Source organism: Psychrobacter sp. NZS113 (assembly GCF_015864825.1).
In the GTDB taxonomy this organism is placed as follows: Bacteria; Pseudomonadota; Gammaproteobacteria; order Pseudomonadales; family Moraxellaceae; genus Psychrobacter.
Genome location: NZ_JADYWL010000001.1, coordinates 166,690 through 184,276 on the forward strand (window position 1 = coordinate 166,690; position 17,587 = coordinate 184,276).

Here is a 17,587-nt window from a genome sequence, read left to right on the forward strand (position 1 = left end):
TAAAACGATGCCTGACTCACTATTCAAAAACGGCATACTTTATTTTAACGCAAAAAACCAGTATATATCTGTTTTATATTTAAGTATATCTGGTAGGTAATATTGCTGGTTTATAAAAGTCTCAGCTAATGAACCCAAGACTTATGATAACTAGAATATTTAAGTGCTAAAAATAGCTATTCCGAGGTAACACGCATCATTTCTTGAATGCTGGTCACGCCTTGTAATACCTTTAAAATACCAGAGCGGCGTAAGTCTCGAAAACCATTTTTTATAGCGGCATCTTTGATATCTATCGCATTACCATCTTCCATGATAATTCGTGAAATATCTGGACTAACTTTCATTACCTCATAAACACCTACACGGCCTTTATAGCCTTCACGGCACTCATTACAGCCTACGGGCTCATAAATGATATTGTCTGTATCATCTAAGTCTGTATCAGTAAAGCCGATCTCAAGTAGACTTTGTCTTGGAATATTAATAGGTTTTTTACAGTTTTTACATAAACGCCGTGCCAATCGCTGAGCAATGACTAGATTGACTGATGTTGCGATATTAAACGAAGCCACACCCATGTTACGCAATCGAGTCAATGTCTCGGGTGCTGAGTTAGTATGCAAAGTCGAGAGTACCATGTGGCCCGTTTGTGCTGCTTTAATTGCAATCTCAGCAGTTTCAAGGTCACGAATCTCACCAACCATTACAATATCGGGATCTTGACGTAAAAAAGATTTGAGCGCATTGGCAAAAGTTAACCCTACTTTAGAATTGACGTTGACCTGATTGATACCTTCTAGGTTAATCTCGACTGGATCTTCAGCCGTGGAGATATTGGTTGCCCCAGTATTTAAAATATTGATACCTGTATAGAGAGAGACTGTTTTACCAGAGCCAGTAGGTCCCGTAATAAGTAACATGCCTTGTGGTTTATTAAGCGCTTCCAAAAACATCTCTTTTTGGTCGGGCTCATAGCCCAAAGCCTCAATACCGAGCATGGCAGATGAAGGATCTAAAATACGTAAGACAATTTTTTCGCCAAATAAGGTTGGTAAAGAGTTTACCCGAAAATCAATGGCCTTGTTTTTAGACAGTTTTAGTTTAATACGTCCATCTTGCGGTACACGCCGCTCTGATATGTCCATTTGCGACATGACTTTTAAGCGTGCTGCAATTTTACCTGCCAACTGTACAGGAGGGTTAGCCATGCTTTGCATCACACCATCGACACGAAATCGCACACGATATGTTTTTTCATATGGTTCAAAATGTAAGTCAGAGGCTCCCATTCTAATAGCATCAACCAGCATCTTATTAACAAATTTTACAACAGGTGCTTCATCAACACTATCAGTGAGCTTAGTTTCCCCATCACTTTCATCATCTTCACCATCGTCAAATCCAACGTTCAAATCGCTGTCATTGAAGCTATCAAAATTTTGCATGGTATCAGCGTAAAGACTTTCAATACGCTTTTTTAGCTTATCTTCTTCAACGACGATAGTTTCGATAGACAGACGCGAATTAAAGGCAATGGCATCAATGGCATCGATACGAGTGGGGTCGCTTAGTGCAACAAATAATCGTTGACCTCGCTTAAATAGTGGCAAGGCATTAAATTTACGAACGATTTTTTCGTCTACTAAATCTTTTGGAACGACATCGTTGCTTAATGCATCAAGATCAAAGAGAGGGTCGCCAAATGCTTGTGATAGCATCTTAGCAAGATGATAAGCATCCGCTAGTTTGTGATCTACTAAATAAGATACTAGCCCTATTTGTTGCTGTTGCGACTCAGACTGTGCGGTTTTCATGTTTGCTTCGCTAACAATACCTTCGCTGATTAGCTGATGTGCTAAACCACCATACTTATTAGATGTGATAGACATTACGACCTCTCCTTGATACCAAGTATTCTGTATATTTGCCTGAAATTTAGATACTATTTATAGTCTTTGACAGACACATTTTATCAGTCATCATTGCCCCTTGGGCTGTTGCTAATGAAAATTGATGAAAAGGTGTCTTTGTAAGAGGTTTAATAGATAGTTGTCTTTAATAGTATATGTCACCATCGGCTCAATACATCAGATGACTAATCATAGTCTTTTATATTTAGATGCAATAGTATAGAACTTTACTTTAGTTTAAAAACTTTATATAGAGTATTAAGCGACTAGCCCGTAAAAAACGTCACTTATAATAGTGTCGTTTTAGTATTTGCCTTAATAGCCTGTTTCTTTGCGGATAGCAGCATACTATAGCACTTGGAAATTATTTGTTATACTGGCGCGCATATCAGCCGAATTGGCAGGAATACATGAGACAGGGTAGATGAGTATGAAAGCTTGGGTAATAGGTAATTGGAAACAAAATCCAGCCGCGAGTCACGAGGTCGATACGTTGTTAGAGAACTTATTGACAGCAATAGATAGTGGAGCAGAGGCTGGTACTGAGCTTTCAAATAGTCATTGCAACTTAATGGTGGCACCAAGCTGTATTCATTTAGCAGCTGTCAGTGCTCGTCTGAAAGGTACTCCTATATTGTGTGCTGCACAAAATATTAGTGCTCATAGTGCAAGTACTGGTGCATATACGGGTGATTGTTCTGCACAACAAGTGGCTGACACTGGTGCCATGTGGACATTGCTTGGTCATTCTGAGCGCCGTCAGTATCATCAAGAGTCTAATGAGTGCTTATTGCAAAAAATGAATCACGCATTAACGCAAGATCTGGGTGTGGTACTTTGTATCGGTGAAACCCAAACGCAATATGATGCGAAGCAAACGCTAGAAGTTATTGATGCCCAGTTATCAGTCATTAAAGACTTATTGGCCCAGCAACCAGATATAGCTGCTTCATTATCTGATCGTCTGATCATTGCTTATGAGCCTGTCTGGGCGATTGGTACGGGCAAAGTACCGACCGTGATGGAGGTCAGTAAAACTCATCAGCATATAAAGCAGACAGTTGCAGGTTTTGCGGATGGATTGAATGAAATGACTGTCTTATATGGTGGTAGTGTCAATGCCGATAATGCAGATAGCTTCGCTGCCGACTCTATGATCAATGGTGCATTGGTTGGCGGCGCTTCATTGAAAGCAGAGAGTTTTTTGGCGATTGCCAATGCATTTAGTCGTGCTAACACTTAGGCCTCAATATAGCCTTTATATATAAAGCTCACTATCTGTATGTAAAGTGTCTTTATCAGTTGGCAAAAGTAGGTTTAACAGTGCCCTTGCAATCGTGTACAATGCGCCTTATTTATATAATCGATTTGGCGTGATTATACGTCCTACTAAACTTAAGATTTATTTTCTGTTATCAGTCGTCATTATGCGGCAAAAGAGGCCACCATGTTTACGTTTATATTAGCCCTGCACATTATTGTGGCGATTGCCATGATCGGCTTGATTTTGATACAGCATGGTAAAGGGGCAGACGCTGGAGCTTCTTTTGGTGCTGGCTCGTCAGGTACCGTGTTTGGTGCAGCGGGCACTGCCAACTTTTTGACGCGCGCTACCGCTGTGTTGACGGTGATATTTTTTATCACTAGTATGACGCTTGCTGTTCATGCTCGTAAGCAAGCTGAAGATCAGTTTCGTCTAGATGCACCCGTTTCAGTACCACAAACACCGCGTCCTTTGACTCAAGACCCTGAGTAAGTATCTTTTAAACATGCAGCCCTTGCTATTTTGATGCGTTAGATTTACAATGCGTTTCTGTTTTCAGAACTACCACTCTATGGATGCCTACCTTAAGCATCTTTTATAGTAGACTGGATATGAAGAAACAGAGTAGTAAAATGCGATTGTGGTGGAATGGTAGACACGCCATCTTGAGGGGGTGGTGGCGCAAGCTGTGGGGGTTCAAGTCCCCCCAATCGCACCAAGTTTTATTACGCAGCACAGCGTAAGGTTATGTTTTATAATCATCAATTGTTTTATTTGAAATTATTTTAAAATAAACGTTGACACTTCTATCAAACCTACCTATAATGTGCGTTCTAGATTGATGCGGGGTGGAGCAGTCTGGTAGCTCGTCGGGCTCATAACCCGAAGGTCGTTGGTTCAAATCCAGCCCCCGCTACCACTTTTTATACTGATGTTTTGTACACTAAATTTGTCAGTAACGATTAGCCCACCATTATGTTTGTGGGTTTTTTTGTATCTGACTGTCAGCGTTATCGCGGTCTCTATCCTACTTATGTTAAGCTCTAACTCTATAGAGTACGATAACATCTACTGTAGCTTGTCGTGACTCACCGTGATTAGAGTGATGCTTCTTAAGCACACTATCTTTATATTCCTCACTCTTTTATCGATAGTATTGCTTTATAAATAATAAAGGCATGTGTGGCTGAGCTTGATGTTTTTTATGCTTATCCCTATATAAAGGCATAGCGCACAAACAATATGCTTGTGATTTAAAACAATATGATGACCGTGTCTCCTACTATATAAGTGCATACTACTAAGTAAGAGATGAATGAAAAATTCAATACGGTTTACTAAGTATGATAGATACGTGAATAGGAAAAGATAAATAGATTATGAAGCTTTCGACTAAAGTTACAGAACTGACCAATATTATTGCCCCTGCCGTCGCTGCTTGCGATGTAGCACTATGGGGTATCGAGTTTGCACCACAAGGTAACCGCTCGTTATTACGCATTTATATTGAGGCATTGCCAGAAGAGCAAGCCCAAGATAAGCAAGTAACGATTGAAAACTGTGCTGCAGTAAATCATCAGGTAAGCGGTATTCTTGAAGTTCATGACCCGATTGCCGGTGAGTTTATTTTAGAAGTTTCTTCACCAGGTTTTGACCGCGCATTCTTCTCAGATGAGCAGATGCATGGCTATGTTGGTCAAACCGTTAGCTTACGCTTGATACAAGCAATTGGTGAAGGTGATCAAAAGCGTCGTAAAGCGACAGGTACTTTAGACAGTATCGACGCAACCTCGCTAAAATTGACATCAAGTGATGGTCAGCAGTTTGAGATTGCACTGAGTAATATAGACAAAGCCAATTTGATTTACGAAGACGCATAATCAGCTAGAGTATTCATCTTATGAATGTATCTAGTTTGATCTAATAAGCAGCTCATTATAAATCAAGATTTGAATCTCCAAATAGCCTTATAGCTAATGGTGAAAATATAATATCAGTACATAAATTATAAAATTTAAGTCAATTAAAAAATGATAGGACAGGTATAGCATGAGTCGTGAAATCTTAACGGTAGTAGAAACTGTCAGTAATGAAAAGGGCTTAAATCCTGAAGATATCTTTGAAGCGATTGAAGACGCTTTAGTGGTATCTACCAAGAAAAAAGTATACACCGAACAGCCAGAAGTGGAGGTACGGGTTGCCATCGATCGTGCAACTGGCGATTATGATACTTATCGTTATTGGACAGTGGTTGCAGATGAAGACCATGAAATGCCTGCTTGTCAGCTAGCCATTACTGATCTTGATCAAGAAGAATGGTCGATTGGCGATATAAAAGAAGAGCAGATTGAATCGATTGAGTTCGGTCGTATTGCTGCCACGCAAGCGAAGCAAGTCATTATCCAAAAAATCCGTGAAGCTGAGCGCGCGCTAGTCGCTGACGCTTTTGAGCCACGTATTGGTGAGATGATGTATGGCGAAGTCAAAAAACAGACTCGCGATGGTTATATCATCGATTTGGGCGACAATGCTGAAGGTTACTTGTCACGTGATCAGATGTTGCCACGTGAGCAGCTACGTGCAAAGTCACGTATCAACGCTATTTTATATCATGTAAACCGTGAAAACCGCGGTGCACAGTTATTGCTCTCTCGTACTCATCCTGAAATGCTTTCAGCATTGATGCAAAAAGAAGTACCTGAGATTGCTGAACAAATTATTGAAATTCGCAACGTCGCGCGTTTGCCAGGTACTCGTGCTAAAATAGCAGTGAAGACCAATGACCATCGCATTGACCCTGTAGGTGCTTGTATCGGTATGCGTGGTACGCGTATCCAAGCAGTACAGCAAGAGCTTGATGGTGAGCGTATTGATGTGGTGGTTTGGTCAGATGATCCTGCCCAATTTATCATTAGCTCTTTAGAGCCTGCCGATGTTAGCAGTATTATTTTAGACGAAGATACTCAGACTGCTGATATTATCTTTAGCACTAACGATCAGTTAGCACGTGCTATTGGCTCACAAGGCCAAAACGTACGTTTGGCATCTGAATTGACAGGCTATAAGCTCAATATGATGCTAGAAGAAGAGTATCAGCAACGTCAACAAAACGAATCTAAAGCGTTTATCGAATTATTCTATGAACGCCTAGAAGTGGATAAAGACTTAGCCCAAGCGCTTGTCGATATCGGCTTTACCAGTATTGAAGAAGTGGCTTACGTACCAGTTGAAACCTTCTATGATATCGAAGGTCTAGACGATGACGCGATTGAGATGATTCAAGAGCGTGCTAAAGAAGTGGTCATTGCTGATGAACTGGTCAAACAACAGAACATGAAAGAGCCAAGTCAAGAGCTACAAGAGCTTGAAGGTATGACCGTTAGTTGGGCTTATAAAATGGCACAGCAAGACATCATTACCGTTGATGATTTGGCAGAACAAGCAGTCTTCGATCTCGAAGATATCGAAGGTTTAGACTCTGAAACCGCAGGAAAACTCATCATGAAAGCTCGGGAATCTTGGTTCAATGAATAAGCGGTAACTGCATATCGCTGTCTTTTGGTGATATGCTATCGATAATAAAGTGCTGGTATGACTGCAACACAAATACCAGCCTTACCCCAATCATTTGTAGCCAACAACTGAATTGAACATATAGCAAATAATAGACAGTAGGTGATAATAAATGGCAGATAAGACCGTCAAAGAACTGGCAGATATGGTAGGCAAAACTGCAAGTGCTGTAAAACAGCAATTAGTAGATGCTGGACTACCTGCTCGTGCAGAGGATGACCTAGTCTCAGAAGTTGAGCAAGAGAAATTGGTGACGTATTTAAAGCAAAGTCACGGTCAGCAAGAGAAGCGTCGTATTAGTCTCAAGTCTAAAACGACTAGCACTGCGCGCGTGACTGGCTCTTCGGGTAAATCTAAGAGCGTCAATGTTGAAGTACGTAAAAAGAAAGTATTCGAAAAGCCTGATCCAGAAAAGATGGCTGAAGAATTGGCTGCGCGTGAGCAAGCGATGATTGAGTCGCAAGAACGTGCTACTAAGGATGCTGAAGAGCGTGCTGCTACTAAGAAAAAATCTGAAGAACGTCAAGCAGCAACCTTAGCTGCGATGCGTGCAAGTTTGGGTTCTAGCAAAAAATCTGATGACAAGAACGACGATATTTCAACGTCAGTTGTTGTTAAGAAAGGCGGTAAAACGACTGTTGAAGTCAAGCCTAAAGAACAACCGAAGAAAAAAGTCGCTGCTACGAAACCAAAAGTTGAAACAGCAGTAGAGCGTAAAGCTCGTGAAGCACGTGAAAAAGAAGAAGCACGTTTACGCGAAATTGAAACAGAAACACGTCGTGTTCAAGCTGAAGAAGCGCAAAAGCGTACACTTGAGCAAATGCGTAAAATGGCTGGTAAATATACGGATCAGCCTGCTGCTGAAGTTCGTAAAGATGAGCCATTGGCTGAAGGTCTAGTCGGTGACGCATTAGAAGAATCATTTGAAAAAGAACGTCGCGAAATCAAGCGCGGTGCAAGCAGCACTGGTGCTCGTGGTCGTCGTCGTAAGAATCAAGATGAACGTGAGATCAAAAACCGTAAAAACGGTTTGCGCTCAACGCAAGCGTCACAGCATAAATTTGAAAAACCTGTTGAAAAAATCGTTTATGACGTTGAGATCAGTGAGCAAATTACAGTAGCCGATCTTGCTCAGCGTATGGCAGTTAAAGCTCGCGAAGTGACCAAACTGCTTATGAAAATGGGTGAAATGGCTCGTGAGTCAGACACTATTGACCAAGCGACAGCAAGTCTACTTGTTGAAGAAATGGGTCACAACCCTGTTCCAGTCAGTGATACTAAAGTTGAAGATGACTTACAGTATGCGGTTGATGAACGTAGTAGCAACGTGCAAACGCGTCCACCAGTCGTAACCATCATGGGTCACGTCGACCATGGTAAGACGTCACTACTAGATAAAATTCGTGAAACGAAAGTTGCGAATGGTGAAGCTGGTGGTATTACACAGCATATCGGTGCTTACCATGTAAAAACTGAGCGCGGTGTTATTACCTTCCTTGACACACCAGGTCACGCAGCCTTTAGTGCTATGCGTTCACGTGGTGCTCAGGCGACTGATATTGTTGTACTTGTCGTTGCAGCTGACGATGGTATGATGCCTCAAACGGCAGAAGCCATTGATCATGCACGTGCTGCTGGTACGCCGATTATTGTTGCTATTAACAAAATGGATAAGCCAGGTGCTGATCCTGACCGCGTTCTTAATGAGTTGACGACGAAAGAAGTCGTATCAGAAGAATGGGGTGGTGATACACCAATGGCGCGTATCTCAGCCAAAACAGGCGAAGGTATCGACAACTTGCTAGAATTCATTAGCTTACAAGCTGAGCTAATGGAACTAGAAGCACCTGTAGATGGCGCTGCACAGGGTGTCGTTATTGAATCAAGACTTGAAAAAGGTCGTGGTCCTGTTGTTAGTGTCCTAGTTAAAAAAGGTACATTGAAGCAAGGCGACTTGGTTCTAGCTGGTGAGCATTATGGTAAAGTCCGTGCGCTAACAGATGAGCATGGTCAACGTATTCAATCAGCCGGTCCTTCTATCCCTGTAGAGATTTTAGGTCTGCCTGAAACGCCAGCCGCTGGTAGTGAATTCTTAGTCGTCACGGATGAGAAAAAAGCTCGTGAAGTTGCTGACTTTAGAACCAACCGTGAGCGTGAGCGTCAACTTGAACGTCAAAACGCCATGCGTTTAGAGAGTATGTTCGATCAGATGGAACAAGGCGATGTGTCATTCTTGAATATCGTATTGAAAACTGATGTTCGTGGTTCACTTGAAGCATTGCTTTCTGCACTAAATGAGTTGTCAACTGACGAAGTTAAAGTCAGAGTGATTAGTTCAGGCGTTGGTCCTATCTCTGAGTCTGACGTAACACTTGCAGAGTCTAGCGAAGCAGTATTACTAGGTTTCAACGTTCGTGCGGATGCTACAGCACGTCGTAAATCAGATTCTGCCAACATGGATATTCGCTACTATAGTGTTATCTATGGCTTGATTGACGATGTGAAATCAGCAATGAGCGGCATGCTTGCTCCTGAACATCGTGAGAAAATCCTTGGTGTTGCAGATGTCCGTGAAGTATTCCGCTCTAGTAAGTTCGGTGCGGCTGCTGGTTGTATGGTGGTTGAAGGTACAATCTATCGCAACAAACCTATCCGCGTATTGCGTGCTGATCAAGTTATCTTTACTGGTCAATTGCAATCATTGCGTCGTTACAAAGAAGACGTCAATGAAGTACGTACTGGTATGGAATGTGGCCTAGCGGTACGTGGTTACGATGTCGAAGCTGGTGATAAGATCGAAGTCTTCGAAATTCAAGAGTTCGCACGTACTATCTAAAGTCACTGTTCGATATAAAGGTTTCTAATAATGCAATACGCTTAATCCGCTGAGCATATTAGTATACCCTTCATATCTAGCTGTACTTAGGCCTAACAGGTACATCCTGCTAGGCCTTTTTTAATAAATATCAGCCCTTAAATGTATTAATAAGCAAATGGGCTAATCCATGACAATAAGCCCTACCAAATTAAGGTAATAAAATGAACCAACGTTTACAACGCTTATCCGATCAAATTCAGCGTGAGCTTGCTGTCCTTATTCGTGATGAAGTTAATGACCCGCGCTTGACTGGTTTTGTCACTATTTCTAGTGTCAAGGTTAGCCCGGATTTAGGGTATGCCGATGTCTATGTCACTATCATGGAGCCTGGGCTCAATGATGCGATGACCAAGACCAATCACGAAGAGAGCGTCACCGTACTGAATAAAGCAGCGGGTTTCTTACGTACTGAGCTCAGTCACAGTTTAAAGACACGTACTACACCGCGCTTGCGTTTTCATTATGATGAAGTGACCGCTCGTGGTAATTATATGATGGATCTGATTAGCCAGGCCGTCACTAAGACAGAACAAAATGAGAATGACGAGTAATTTTATATTATGTCTATATCACCCAAGCAATCCGATAAAATAAAAGTCTCAGGGGTTATCTTAGTAGATAAACCCAAAGGTATGACCTCGCAGCAAGTGGTGTCAAAGGTGAAATATCTGTTTAAATCACCGAATCATGACAGCAAAAAAGCGGGACATACGGGTACGCTTGATCCAATGGCAACGGGTCTATTACCGATTTGTATGGGTGAAGCAACGAAGTTTAGTCACTATCAGCTTGATGCTGACAAATCCTATGAAGCAGTTATTTTGCTTGGTGGTCAGACCGATACCGGCGACGCAGATGGTCAAATCGTTGAGCAAGCACCTATTCCAACATTTAATACTGTAATGTTAGAGCAAGTTGCTCAGAAATTCTCAGGCGCTCAGCAGCAGATACCGCCGATGTATTCTGCGCTAAAAAAAGACGGTAAAAAACTCTACGAATATGCCCGTGCCGGTATTGAAGTAGAGCGAGCACCTAGAGATATCGTCATTAAAGCGATTGATTTGAAAGCACTGGATCATGCGCAGATCCAATTGACAGTGACTTGTACTAAAGGCACTTATGTACGTGTTCTCGGTGAAGATATTGCCAAAGCATTAGGCACATTAGGGCATTTGACAGCATTACGACGTACGCAAGTTGGTGATTTTAACATTGATAATGCGATAACTTTGCCAGAGTTAGAAGCGTTAGATGGCCGACAAGAGCAGCTGATGCCAGTGGATGCTTGTATCAATATCGACGCTGAAATGATATTAACAGCCGAACAGTGTACTCGTATACATATGGGTCAACGTTTAAATGTGTTTGAGCAACTCACAGATGATGTCAGAGACTATATAGCAGACAATATTGATAGTGAATCATGGGCTAGTCAAGATATAGCTGTTCGTCAGCAAGCGGTTTCTGAGACAGATAATAACGATCAGTTTACTGATACGAAGCCATTGAAGCATGAAGTACCTGTGGATATTCGCTTGGTAAACGAAGATGGCCAGTTTTTAGGTTTAGGTGCAGTCAGTCTAAATGGTCGATTACAGCCAAAAAAATTGATTCAGCGTTAGTTTTATTCCTGTTAAACAAATCGCTGTAAAGCTTCTTTGGCTTACTAACAGTTTACACTAATCACATATCGTCACATTTTATTGCAGGTTTCACCTATGGTGGAACCTGTTTTTTTTGTACATTAGATATGTCAGCTAGGGAAAGCCAGACGAAATAATTAATATAATAAAACGATAAAAACAAAAAGTAAGAAAAACAAAAAGCAGGTTAATAATAAAAACTCACAACAATAAAAAACTAGTATGGAATAGTTCTAACAAGGAAGGTTTTACGGTTCAAGGCTCGACACTTAATAAAAATAACTCGACGCTCAATAAAAATAAGAGGCACCAATAACAAGAAAAATAGGCAAATCAATAATAAATTTTCTTATATAAAATCACAAATATAAAGACAGGAAGTATTATGAAAACTATCGCTTTTTTACTACACAATAACTTTGAACAAGCAGAGTATGAAGATGTTAATAACCAATTGAAAGACAAAGGTTATAAGACAGTTCTTATTACTACTAACGAAGACAAAGAAGTTCAAGCGATGAAGCAAGATGTCGACAAAGGTGATACTTTCACCGCTGACATTTTTGCAAGTGAGGTTAAAGTCGCTGATTACGATGCGTTGGTACTGCCAGGCGGTACCGTAAATGCAGATACCATTCGAGGCAATAAACAAGCTCATGAAATAATCAACGCCATCAATGACGCAGGTAAACCCTTGGCTGTTATCTGTCATGCCCCTTGGATACTTATTAATACAGGCATCGCTAAAGGTAAAACATTGACTGCTTATCCTACGCTTCAGACAGATCTAGAAAATGCTGGTGCAAACTATGTAGATAAAACAGTACAAGTTGAGGGCAACTTGATCACCTCGCGTAATCCAGATGATATAACTAATTTCGTTGATGCTATTGATAAAGCCTTATCTTAAAGCTTTTGCTATTTAATTATAAAAAGATTACTAATATATTTTAATCATTCATAACCATAACTAAGGAAAATATTATGTCAAATTCTAATCCAAATGATACTAAGCTTGAGCAACAACGTTCTGATGCAGCTACTGCAGCGCTCAAAGACCAGACTGAAAACAATTACGCAGCAGACACTGAAGCAGCTGCAGACCGTATTGCCGATAATGTAGAGAATACCAAAGAAGATAAGTAATTCATCCGACATGCCATTTACAGTAAGTAGGACTCTCTAATACGTTTATAGTTTGCACGTTTTAATATTGATAAGTGCAACCATAGTTAGTCCAAAATAATAATAATTCAGGAGCTAATATGAGTAATTCACCGAACAATATGGACGAGCAAGAAAAAGAGATTGAAAAGCTCGCAGAAGAGGTTAATCCTAGCGAGCATAATGTTCCAGATAGCTTAGCGGAAGTCACTACGGCGGCACCGCTCGGAGATGATGAGCTTGGTGGTAATGCTACTGAGAGCGATATCAAAAAATAAATGGTACTGTCCGATGACCAGTATAGTGTTTTTGGTAGATGCCAATTTAGCCATAAAACTAATGTGAAAAACTGCTGCGAGTTCAGCAGTTTTTTGTTATAATCAGCGTCACATTTAAATTTAGTTTAGATGGGATATTTTATTTAGTGAACTATTCATATTGGATGGTTATATTAAATGCTATCTCATAGACGCTTAATATAAATGATTGTTATAACCTATTGAGCTTGTCGTACACTAGGTCAACTCTAGTAATGCAGGGTTGTCCTGAATGACGTGCAAGTTACTTTATTTACTATTCTACTGCTTTCAAAATGACTCAAATTAGAGTGTATTTTTAAGCTTTTAGCATTGCCGGAGATATTTATGCTAACTAATACTGATCGCGAACAAATTATTGCTCAATACCAACGTGGCGAAAGCGACACTGGTTCACCAGAAGTTCAAGTAGCTTTGCTAAGTGCTCGTATCAACGATCTACAGAACCATTTTAAAGCGCATAAAGCGGATCATCATAGCCGTCGCGGTCTTATCCGTATGGTTAACACCCGCCGTAAATTGCTTGATTACCTAAAAGGTAAAGATCTTGGTCGTTATACCACCCTTATTAGCCAGTTAGGTCTACGTCGTTAATCTAGCGACAACAGTGCGAGTGGCTGCCAAATCAAAAAGTGCCCATATGTGGCATTACTTTAAAGGTTTTGCTAAGCCGCTTAGCATTTGCTCGCTAATATCGATAAAATAGATTTTTCTAAAAACGGTGTGGAATAGTTTCACGCCGTTTTTTTATGCTTATCAGTATGTGTTATTAAGATTTATTGTCTCAACTGATTGATATAGCCATCTGAGAGTAAGTAATAGATACCTGATTAGCGACAATATTGATTCTTTAATCAGAATCGAAGTGCGAACTGGCAAGATACGCGCCGTTTTGCAATTCATTGGTCAATGACTATAAATCACTGTAAAATAATGCCTAGTAAGTTTTATCATATGGCTGCTAGTTATATAGCGATTATTTACAGAGTGATTGGCTGTAGTCTAGACACTATAAATATAAATACTTAAAGAATACAGAAAATATCATGTATGGTAGTTTTGATCACTGATGCCTTTTGTATGAAGGCCTTTGATAGTATTTATAGTACAACCAAATTTGAACGATCAAATATACGTAAGTGTACGATGTCTATCATAGACATATATATGAGATAAATAGGTAGCGATATTGGCCATAGTTGACATCATCCTACAAAAGGAGGCTTGTCAGTAAACGGTTATATACAAAGAATTTTAATGACAGATATCAGATTTTTATAGCACTGATATTATTTTTGTCAGTCAACATTAGGAATATTATATGACAATGTTTAACACTATTAAGCGTGAATTCCAATACGGTAACCAGCAAGTTGTTATTGAAACTGGTCGCGTAGCACGTCAGGCAAACTCTATTTTAGTTCACATGGGCGGCGTTACTGTACTAGTCGCAGCAGTCGTAAAATCAGAAGCCAAAGCAGGTCAAAACTTCTTTCCGCTAACGGTAAATTATCAAGAAAAAATGTATGCAGCGGGTAAAATTCCGGGTGCTTACGGCAAACGTGAAGGCCGTGCAAGCGAGTTTGAAACATTAACTTCGCGCTTAATCGATCGTCCAATTCGTCCGCTATTTCCTGAAGGCTATGTTAACGAAATTCAGATCACTGCGACAGTCGTTTCATCAGATAAGACTCAGTCTGCTGATATCGCTGCACTAATTGGTGCTTCAGCAGCATTGGCTATTTCTGATGCGCCATTCAATGGTCCAGTTGCAGCGGCACGTGTTGGTTTTATCAACGGTGAATACGTTCTGAACCCAACCATTGAGCAGCTCAAAGAGAGTGATCTTGATTTGGTTGTTGCTGGTACGAAGTCTGCAGTATTGATGGTTGAATCTGAAGCGGCAGAGCTTTCAGAAGATCAGATGCTAGGCGCAGTATTATACGGTCATCAACAACAGCAAATCGTTATTGATAACATTGCGTCAATGGCAGAAGAAATCGGTACTGCTAAGCAACAGTATAGTGCCCCTGAACGCGATCAAGCGCTTACCAGCAGCATGAAAGAGCAGTTCGGTGAGCAAGTGGCAGACGCTTACACTACCACAGATAAGCAAGAACGTTACGCTAAGCTTGACGAAATCAAGCAGTCAATTATTGATGCGCTTGCTGGTGATGCTGAGTCAGAAAGTTATGCTGATACCGTAACTGAACTTAAAGAAATCTATAACGATCTTAAGTATCGCACGGTTCGTGACAATATCTTGTCAGGTAAGCCACGTATCGATGGTCGTGATCTTGAGACCGTTCGCGCGCTTGACGTACAAGTTGGTGTATTGCCATTCACGCATGGTTCAGCACTATTCACTCGTGGTGAGACGCAAGCATTGGTTACGACCACATTGGGTAACAGTCGTGACGTCAACATGATTGACTCGCTAGGTGGCACTATCCGTGACCATTTCATGCTGCATTACAACTTCCCGCATTTCTCAGTAGGTGAAACGGGTCGTGAAGGTATTCCAAAACGTCGTGAAATCGGTCATGGCCGTTTAGCACGTCGCGGTGTGCAAGCAATGCTTCCAGATAGCGAACGCTTCCCATATGTCATCCGTGTGGTATCAGAGATTACTGAATCAAATGGTTCATCTTCTATGGCGTCTGTTTGTGGTGCAAGCTTGGCATTGATGGATGCAGGTGTTCCACTAAAAGCGCCTGTTGCTGGTATCGCGATGGGTCTGGTTAAAGAAGGCGAGCGTTTCGCTGTACTATCAGACATCTTAGGTGATGAAGATCATCTTGGCGATATGGACTTTAAAGTTGCTGGTTCTAAAGATGGTATTACTGCGCTGCAGATGGATATCAAAATCGAAGGTATTACACCTGACATCATGGAGCAAGCACTTAAACAAGCCCATGCTGGTCGTATCCACATCTTAGATGCAATGAACAAAGTATTGCCTGAGAGCCGTACTGAAATTAATGCTCATGCGCCTAACTATGCGGTTATCGAAATCAATCCGGACAAAATCCGTGACGTAATCGGTAAAGGCGGCGCGATGATTCGTCAGCTAACTGAAGAAACTGGCGCCGTTATCGATATCGATGATGGTGGCACGATTCGTATCTTTGGTGAAAACAAAGCAGCGACTAAAGCAGCTATTGGTAAAATCGAAGCATTGACTGCTGAAGTTGAAGTCGGTAAAACTTATGAAGGTACAGTTGCTCGTATTGTTGACTTCGGTGCATTCGTTAACGTATTGCCAAACACTGATGGTCTAGTACATATTTCACAAATCGCAGAAGAGCGCGTAGAAAATGTATCAGATTACTTGAAAGAAGGTCAGGTCGTTAAAGTCTTCGTTCAAGACGTTGATAACCGTGGTCGCATCAAGCTGACTATGAAAGGTATTGAACAGAACTAATTTTTAACAATTAGTTTGGTTTAATTTAGTACAAAAAAACCGCTTTGAGCTACTCGTCATGAGTATTCAAGGCGGTTTTTTTATGGGTATTATTCTTAGATTGTATAATATTGGACGAGGTTATAACGTTGAACGAGCAAGGATGAGCTTTTCACTCACTGAGGCTCATCACTGCTAATAATGGTGCTTTTTGGTGCTATATTGTCTTAACCATTTCGGCTTATTCCATTTTAAAATTCAATATTTCTAGGTACATGTACGTCGATACGTAACTTAGGTAAATCTTGTAGTTTCTTAATCAGTAACGGCAAAATATCAGTATCCCAATCTAAAGGAAGTGAGTTTGCTGAATTGCGTGTATCCGTCTCATTATCCCGCGTATTACTGTAAATAAGCGGACGCGCAAGTAGGGAAATCCTACGAATACCTTGATAGCGTATCAAAGGTATGAGCTGCTGCTGAAACTCAGTCAATGCTTCAGTCACCCAACGCATGCGCGCTGGGTGATAAGGATGATCTGATATCACAAGGTTGGCGATATAGCTTGGTTGATTGCCATTACTGCTTATGCCAAGTCCAGCTTGCTCGAGTGCACGTTTATGGAGCATGCAACTGCCTACGTTTAGACTGCCATCACGGCACGCGCGATAGTAACGCTGGTAATTATCAGGAAATAAAGTTTTAGATTTTGTGAGTACAGGATCTAGAAAAATACCCGCCGTATTGACTGGCAGAATAAGTAGCTGCGCGCTACTCGTAAGAATAGGGGCGTGTGTTAATTGTAGAGTCGCCATTACCAGCCCCTTTATAATAGGTATAAATATAAATTTATTTGACCTCAGTCTTAACAGTACCATCCGCTTCTAGTTGAGCTATCTGTTGTTCAACCAATGTAATTTGCTCAGCTTTCATGTCAGCCAACTGCTTGTTCATGGCCAGCTGTTCAGCCAGCAACTTCTCTTGCTCAATTAAGCGGTTAGTCTCGTCATCGAGACGATCACTCTCTTCTTTAGCCAGACTGTCTGTTTTTGGTAAAGGCGCGCTTAAAACAGCATCGAGATCAAGTGATTGATTATTGGATAATACAGATGCGTCTGTATTATCCGAGTCACTCGTTACACTATCAAGTTGCGTAGGAATAGACTCTGTCGCTTCGATTTGTTTGGTGACTGGTAGAGAGGCGCTTGTATCAGACAAAGCTCCTTTCCAAATTAAATAACCAATAAACAAGGTTGCTAATATTAATGCCAGAAACCATTTTTTCCAAGGCTTATTCGGGCTTTCTTCTGATAGCTTGGTTGATAGAGGACGCATTTTTTGGCTTTTCATATTGTGGTCTATTTATGTTAGAAATATAGATAGCCATACTATAGCAAACTCAAAATAAAAAGCCTATCTATTGATAGATAGG

At 40.9% G+C, this 17,587-nt stretch carries 15 protein-coding genes and 2 tRNA genes; 14 read left to right on the forward strand and 3 right to left on the reverse strand.

Translation table 11 applies throughout. The features are described from left to right. Positions 1–176: 176 nt before the first annotated feature. Positions 177–1,892, reverse strand: coding sequence for a type IV-A pilus assembly ATPase PilB (gene pilB, locus I6E61_RS00755; RefSeq protein ID WP_197128593.1), 1,716 nt, complete (start codon positions 1,890–1,892; stop codon positions 177–179). Between the two features lie 451 nt (positions 1,893–2,343). Between pilB and tpiA the strand changes: the two genes are divergently transcribed. From tpiA to pnp, 14 genes are all read left to right on the forward strand, one after another. Next, complete coding sequence (gene tpiA / locus I6E61_RS00760; protein ID WP_197128595.1) at positions 2,344–3,156, forward strand: triose-phosphate isomerase; 813 nt, start codon at positions 2,344–2,346, stop codon at positions 3,154–3,156. 204 nt (positions 3,157–3,360) lie between these two features. Continuing rightward, on the forward strand, positions 3,361–3,669 hold the full coding sequence (secG, locus tag I6E61_RS00765; protein WP_197128597.1) for a preprotein translocase subunit SecG: 309 nt from the start codon (positions 3,361–3,363) through the stop codon (positions 3,667–3,669). A 142-nt stretch (positions 3,670–3,811) separates the two neighbouring features. After that, a tRNA-Leu gene (locus I6E61_RS00770) sits at positions 3,812–3,895 on the forward strand. A 124-nt stretch (positions 3,896–4,019) separates the two neighbouring features. Beyond that, positions 4,020–4,096, forward strand: a tRNA-Met gene (locus I6E61_RS00775). A gap of 460 nt (positions 4,097–4,556) precedes the next feature. Then, on the forward strand, positions 4,557–5,057 hold the full coding sequence (rimP, locus tag I6E61_RS00780) for a ribosome maturation factor RimP (RefSeq protein ID WP_110922072.1): 501 nt from the start codon (positions 4,557–4,559) through the stop codon (positions 5,055–5,057). A 169-nt stretch (positions 5,058–5,226) separates the two neighbouring features. Next, on the forward strand, positions 5,227–6,711 hold the full coding sequence (nusA, locus tag I6E61_RS00785; RefSeq protein ID WP_110922071.1) for a transcription termination factor NusA: 1,485 nt from the start codon (positions 5,227–5,229) through the stop codon (positions 6,709–6,711). Positions 6,712–6,862: 151 nt separating this feature from the next. After that, entirely contained in the window at positions 6,863–9,586 is a 2,724-nt protein-coding gene (gene infB / locus I6E61_RS00790) for a translation initiation factor IF-2 (protein WP_197128599.1), read from the forward strand. A 203-nt stretch (positions 9,587–9,789) separates the two neighbouring features. Beyond that, complete coding sequence (locus I6E61_RS00795; RefSeq protein ID WP_110922069.1) at positions 9,790–10,179, forward strand: ribosome-binding factor A; 390 nt, start codon at positions 9,790–9,792, stop codon at positions 10,177–10,179. 9 nt (positions 10,180–10,188) lie between these two features. Then, entirely contained in the window at positions 10,189–11,250 is a 1,062-nt protein-coding gene (truB, locus tag I6E61_RS00800; RefSeq protein ID WP_197128601.1) for a tRNA pseudouridine(55) synthase TruB, read from the forward strand. A 406-nt stretch (positions 11,251–11,656) separates the two neighbouring features. Next, positions 11,657–12,181, forward strand: a complete 525-nt coding sequence (locus tag I6E61_RS00805; protein WP_197128603.1) for a type 1 glutamine amidotransferase domain-containing protein — start codon at positions 11,657–11,659, stop codon at positions 12,179–12,181. Between the two features lie 74 nt (positions 12,182–12,255). Next, the gene (locus I6E61_RS00810; RefSeq protein WP_197128605.1) at positions 12,256–12,417 is read left to right on the forward strand and encodes a hypothetical protein; all 162 of its coding nucleotides are present in this window, start codon (positions 12,256–12,258) and stop codon (positions 12,415–12,417) included. Between the two features lie 119 nt (positions 12,418–12,536). Continuing rightward, positions 12,537–12,713: a hypothetical protein gene (locus I6E61_RS00815; RefSeq protein WP_197128607.1), complete on the forward strand. Its 177-nt coding sequence runs from the start codon at positions 12,537–12,539 to the stop codon at positions 12,711–12,713. Between the two features lie 366 nt (positions 12,714–13,079). Next, positions 13,080–13,346 (forward strand): 30S ribosomal protein S15, encoded by a 267-nt coding sequence (gene rpsO / locus I6E61_RS00820; protein ID WP_110922066.1) that lies wholly within the window; start codon positions 13,080–13,082, stop codon positions 13,344–13,346. Positions 13,347–14,073: 727 nt separating this feature from the next. Beyond that, positions 14,074–16,176: a polyribonucleotide nucleotidyltransferase gene (gene pnp / locus I6E61_RS00825; RefSeq protein WP_197128609.1), complete on the forward strand. Its 2,103-nt coding sequence runs from the start codon at positions 14,074–14,076 to the stop codon at positions 16,174–16,176. A 230-nt stretch (positions 16,177–16,406) separates the two neighbouring features. On the opposite strand, the gene I6E61_RS00830 is transcribed toward pnp, so the two are convergent. Together I6E61_RS00830 and I6E61_RS00835 are read right to left on the reverse strand one after the other, a co-directional pair. Continuing rightward, complete coding sequence (locus I6E61_RS00830; RefSeq protein WP_197128611.1) at positions 16,407–16,970, reverse strand: hypothetical protein; 564 nt, start codon at positions 16,968–16,970, stop codon at positions 16,407–16,409. Positions 16,971–17,004: 34 nt separating this feature from the next. Then, the gene (locus I6E61_RS00835; RefSeq protein WP_197128613.1) at positions 17,005–17,505 is read right to left on the reverse strand and encodes a hypothetical protein; all 501 of its coding nucleotides are present in this window, start codon (positions 17,503–17,505) and stop codon (positions 17,005–17,007) included. Between the last annotated feature and the right edge of the window lie 82 nt (positions 17,506–17,587).

Excerpts from the sequence above, each read along its gene's own strand:
- pilB (WP_197128593.1), bottom strand. The coding sequence starts at position 1,892 with ATGTCTATCACATCTAATAAGTATGGTGGTTTAGCACATCAGCTAATC.
- tpiA (WP_197128595.1), top strand. The coding sequence starts at position 2,344 with ATGAAAGCTTGGGTAATAGGTAATTGGAAACAAAATCCAGCCGCGAGT.
- secG (WP_197128597.1), top strand. The coding sequence starts at position 3,361 with ATGTTTACGTTTATATTAGCCCTGCACATTATTGTGGCGATTGCCATG.
- rimP (WP_110922072.1), top strand. The coding sequence starts at position 4,557 with ATGAAGCTTTCGACTAAAGTTACAGAACTGACCAATATTATTGCCCCT.
- nusA (WP_110922071.1), top strand. The coding sequence starts at position 5,227 with ATGAGTCGTGAAATCTTAACGGTAGTAGAAACTGTCAGTAATGAAAAG.
- infB (WP_197128599.1), top strand. The coding sequence starts at position 6,863 with ATGGCAGATAAGACCGTCAAAGAACTGGCAGATATGGTAGGCAAAACT.
- I6E61_RS00795 (WP_110922069.1), top strand. The coding sequence starts at position 9,790 with ATGAACCAACGTTTACAACGCTTATCCGATCAAATTCAGCGTGAGCTT.
- truB (WP_197128601.1), top strand. The coding sequence starts at position 10,189 with ATGTCTATATCACCCAAGCAATCCGATAAAATAAAAGTCTCAGGGGTT.
- I6E61_RS00805 (WP_197128603.1), top strand. The coding sequence starts at position 11,657 with ATGAAAACTATCGCTTTTTTACTACACAATAACTTTGAACAAGCAGAG.
- I6E61_RS00810 (WP_197128605.1), top strand. The coding sequence starts at position 12,256 with ATGTCAAATTCTAATCCAAATGATACTAAGCTTGAGCAACAACGTTCT.
- I6E61_RS00815 (WP_197128607.1), top strand. The coding sequence starts at position 12,537 with ATGAGTAATTCACCGAACAATATGGACGAGCAAGAAAAAGAGATTGAA.
- rpsO (WP_110922066.1), top strand. The coding sequence starts at position 13,080 with ATGCTAACTAATACTGATCGCGAACAAATTATTGCTCAATACCAACGT.
- pnp (WP_197128609.1), top strand. The coding sequence starts at position 14,074 with ATGACAATGTTTAACACTATTAAGCGTGAATTCCAATACGGTAACCAG.
- I6E61_RS00830 (WP_197128611.1), bottom strand. The coding sequence starts at position 16,970 with ATGGCGACTCTACAATTAACACACGCCCCTATTCTTACGAGTAGCGCG.
- I6E61_RS00835 (WP_197128613.1), bottom strand. The coding sequence starts at position 17,505 with ATGAAAAGCCAAAAAATGCGTCCTCTATCAACCAAGCTATCAGAAGAA.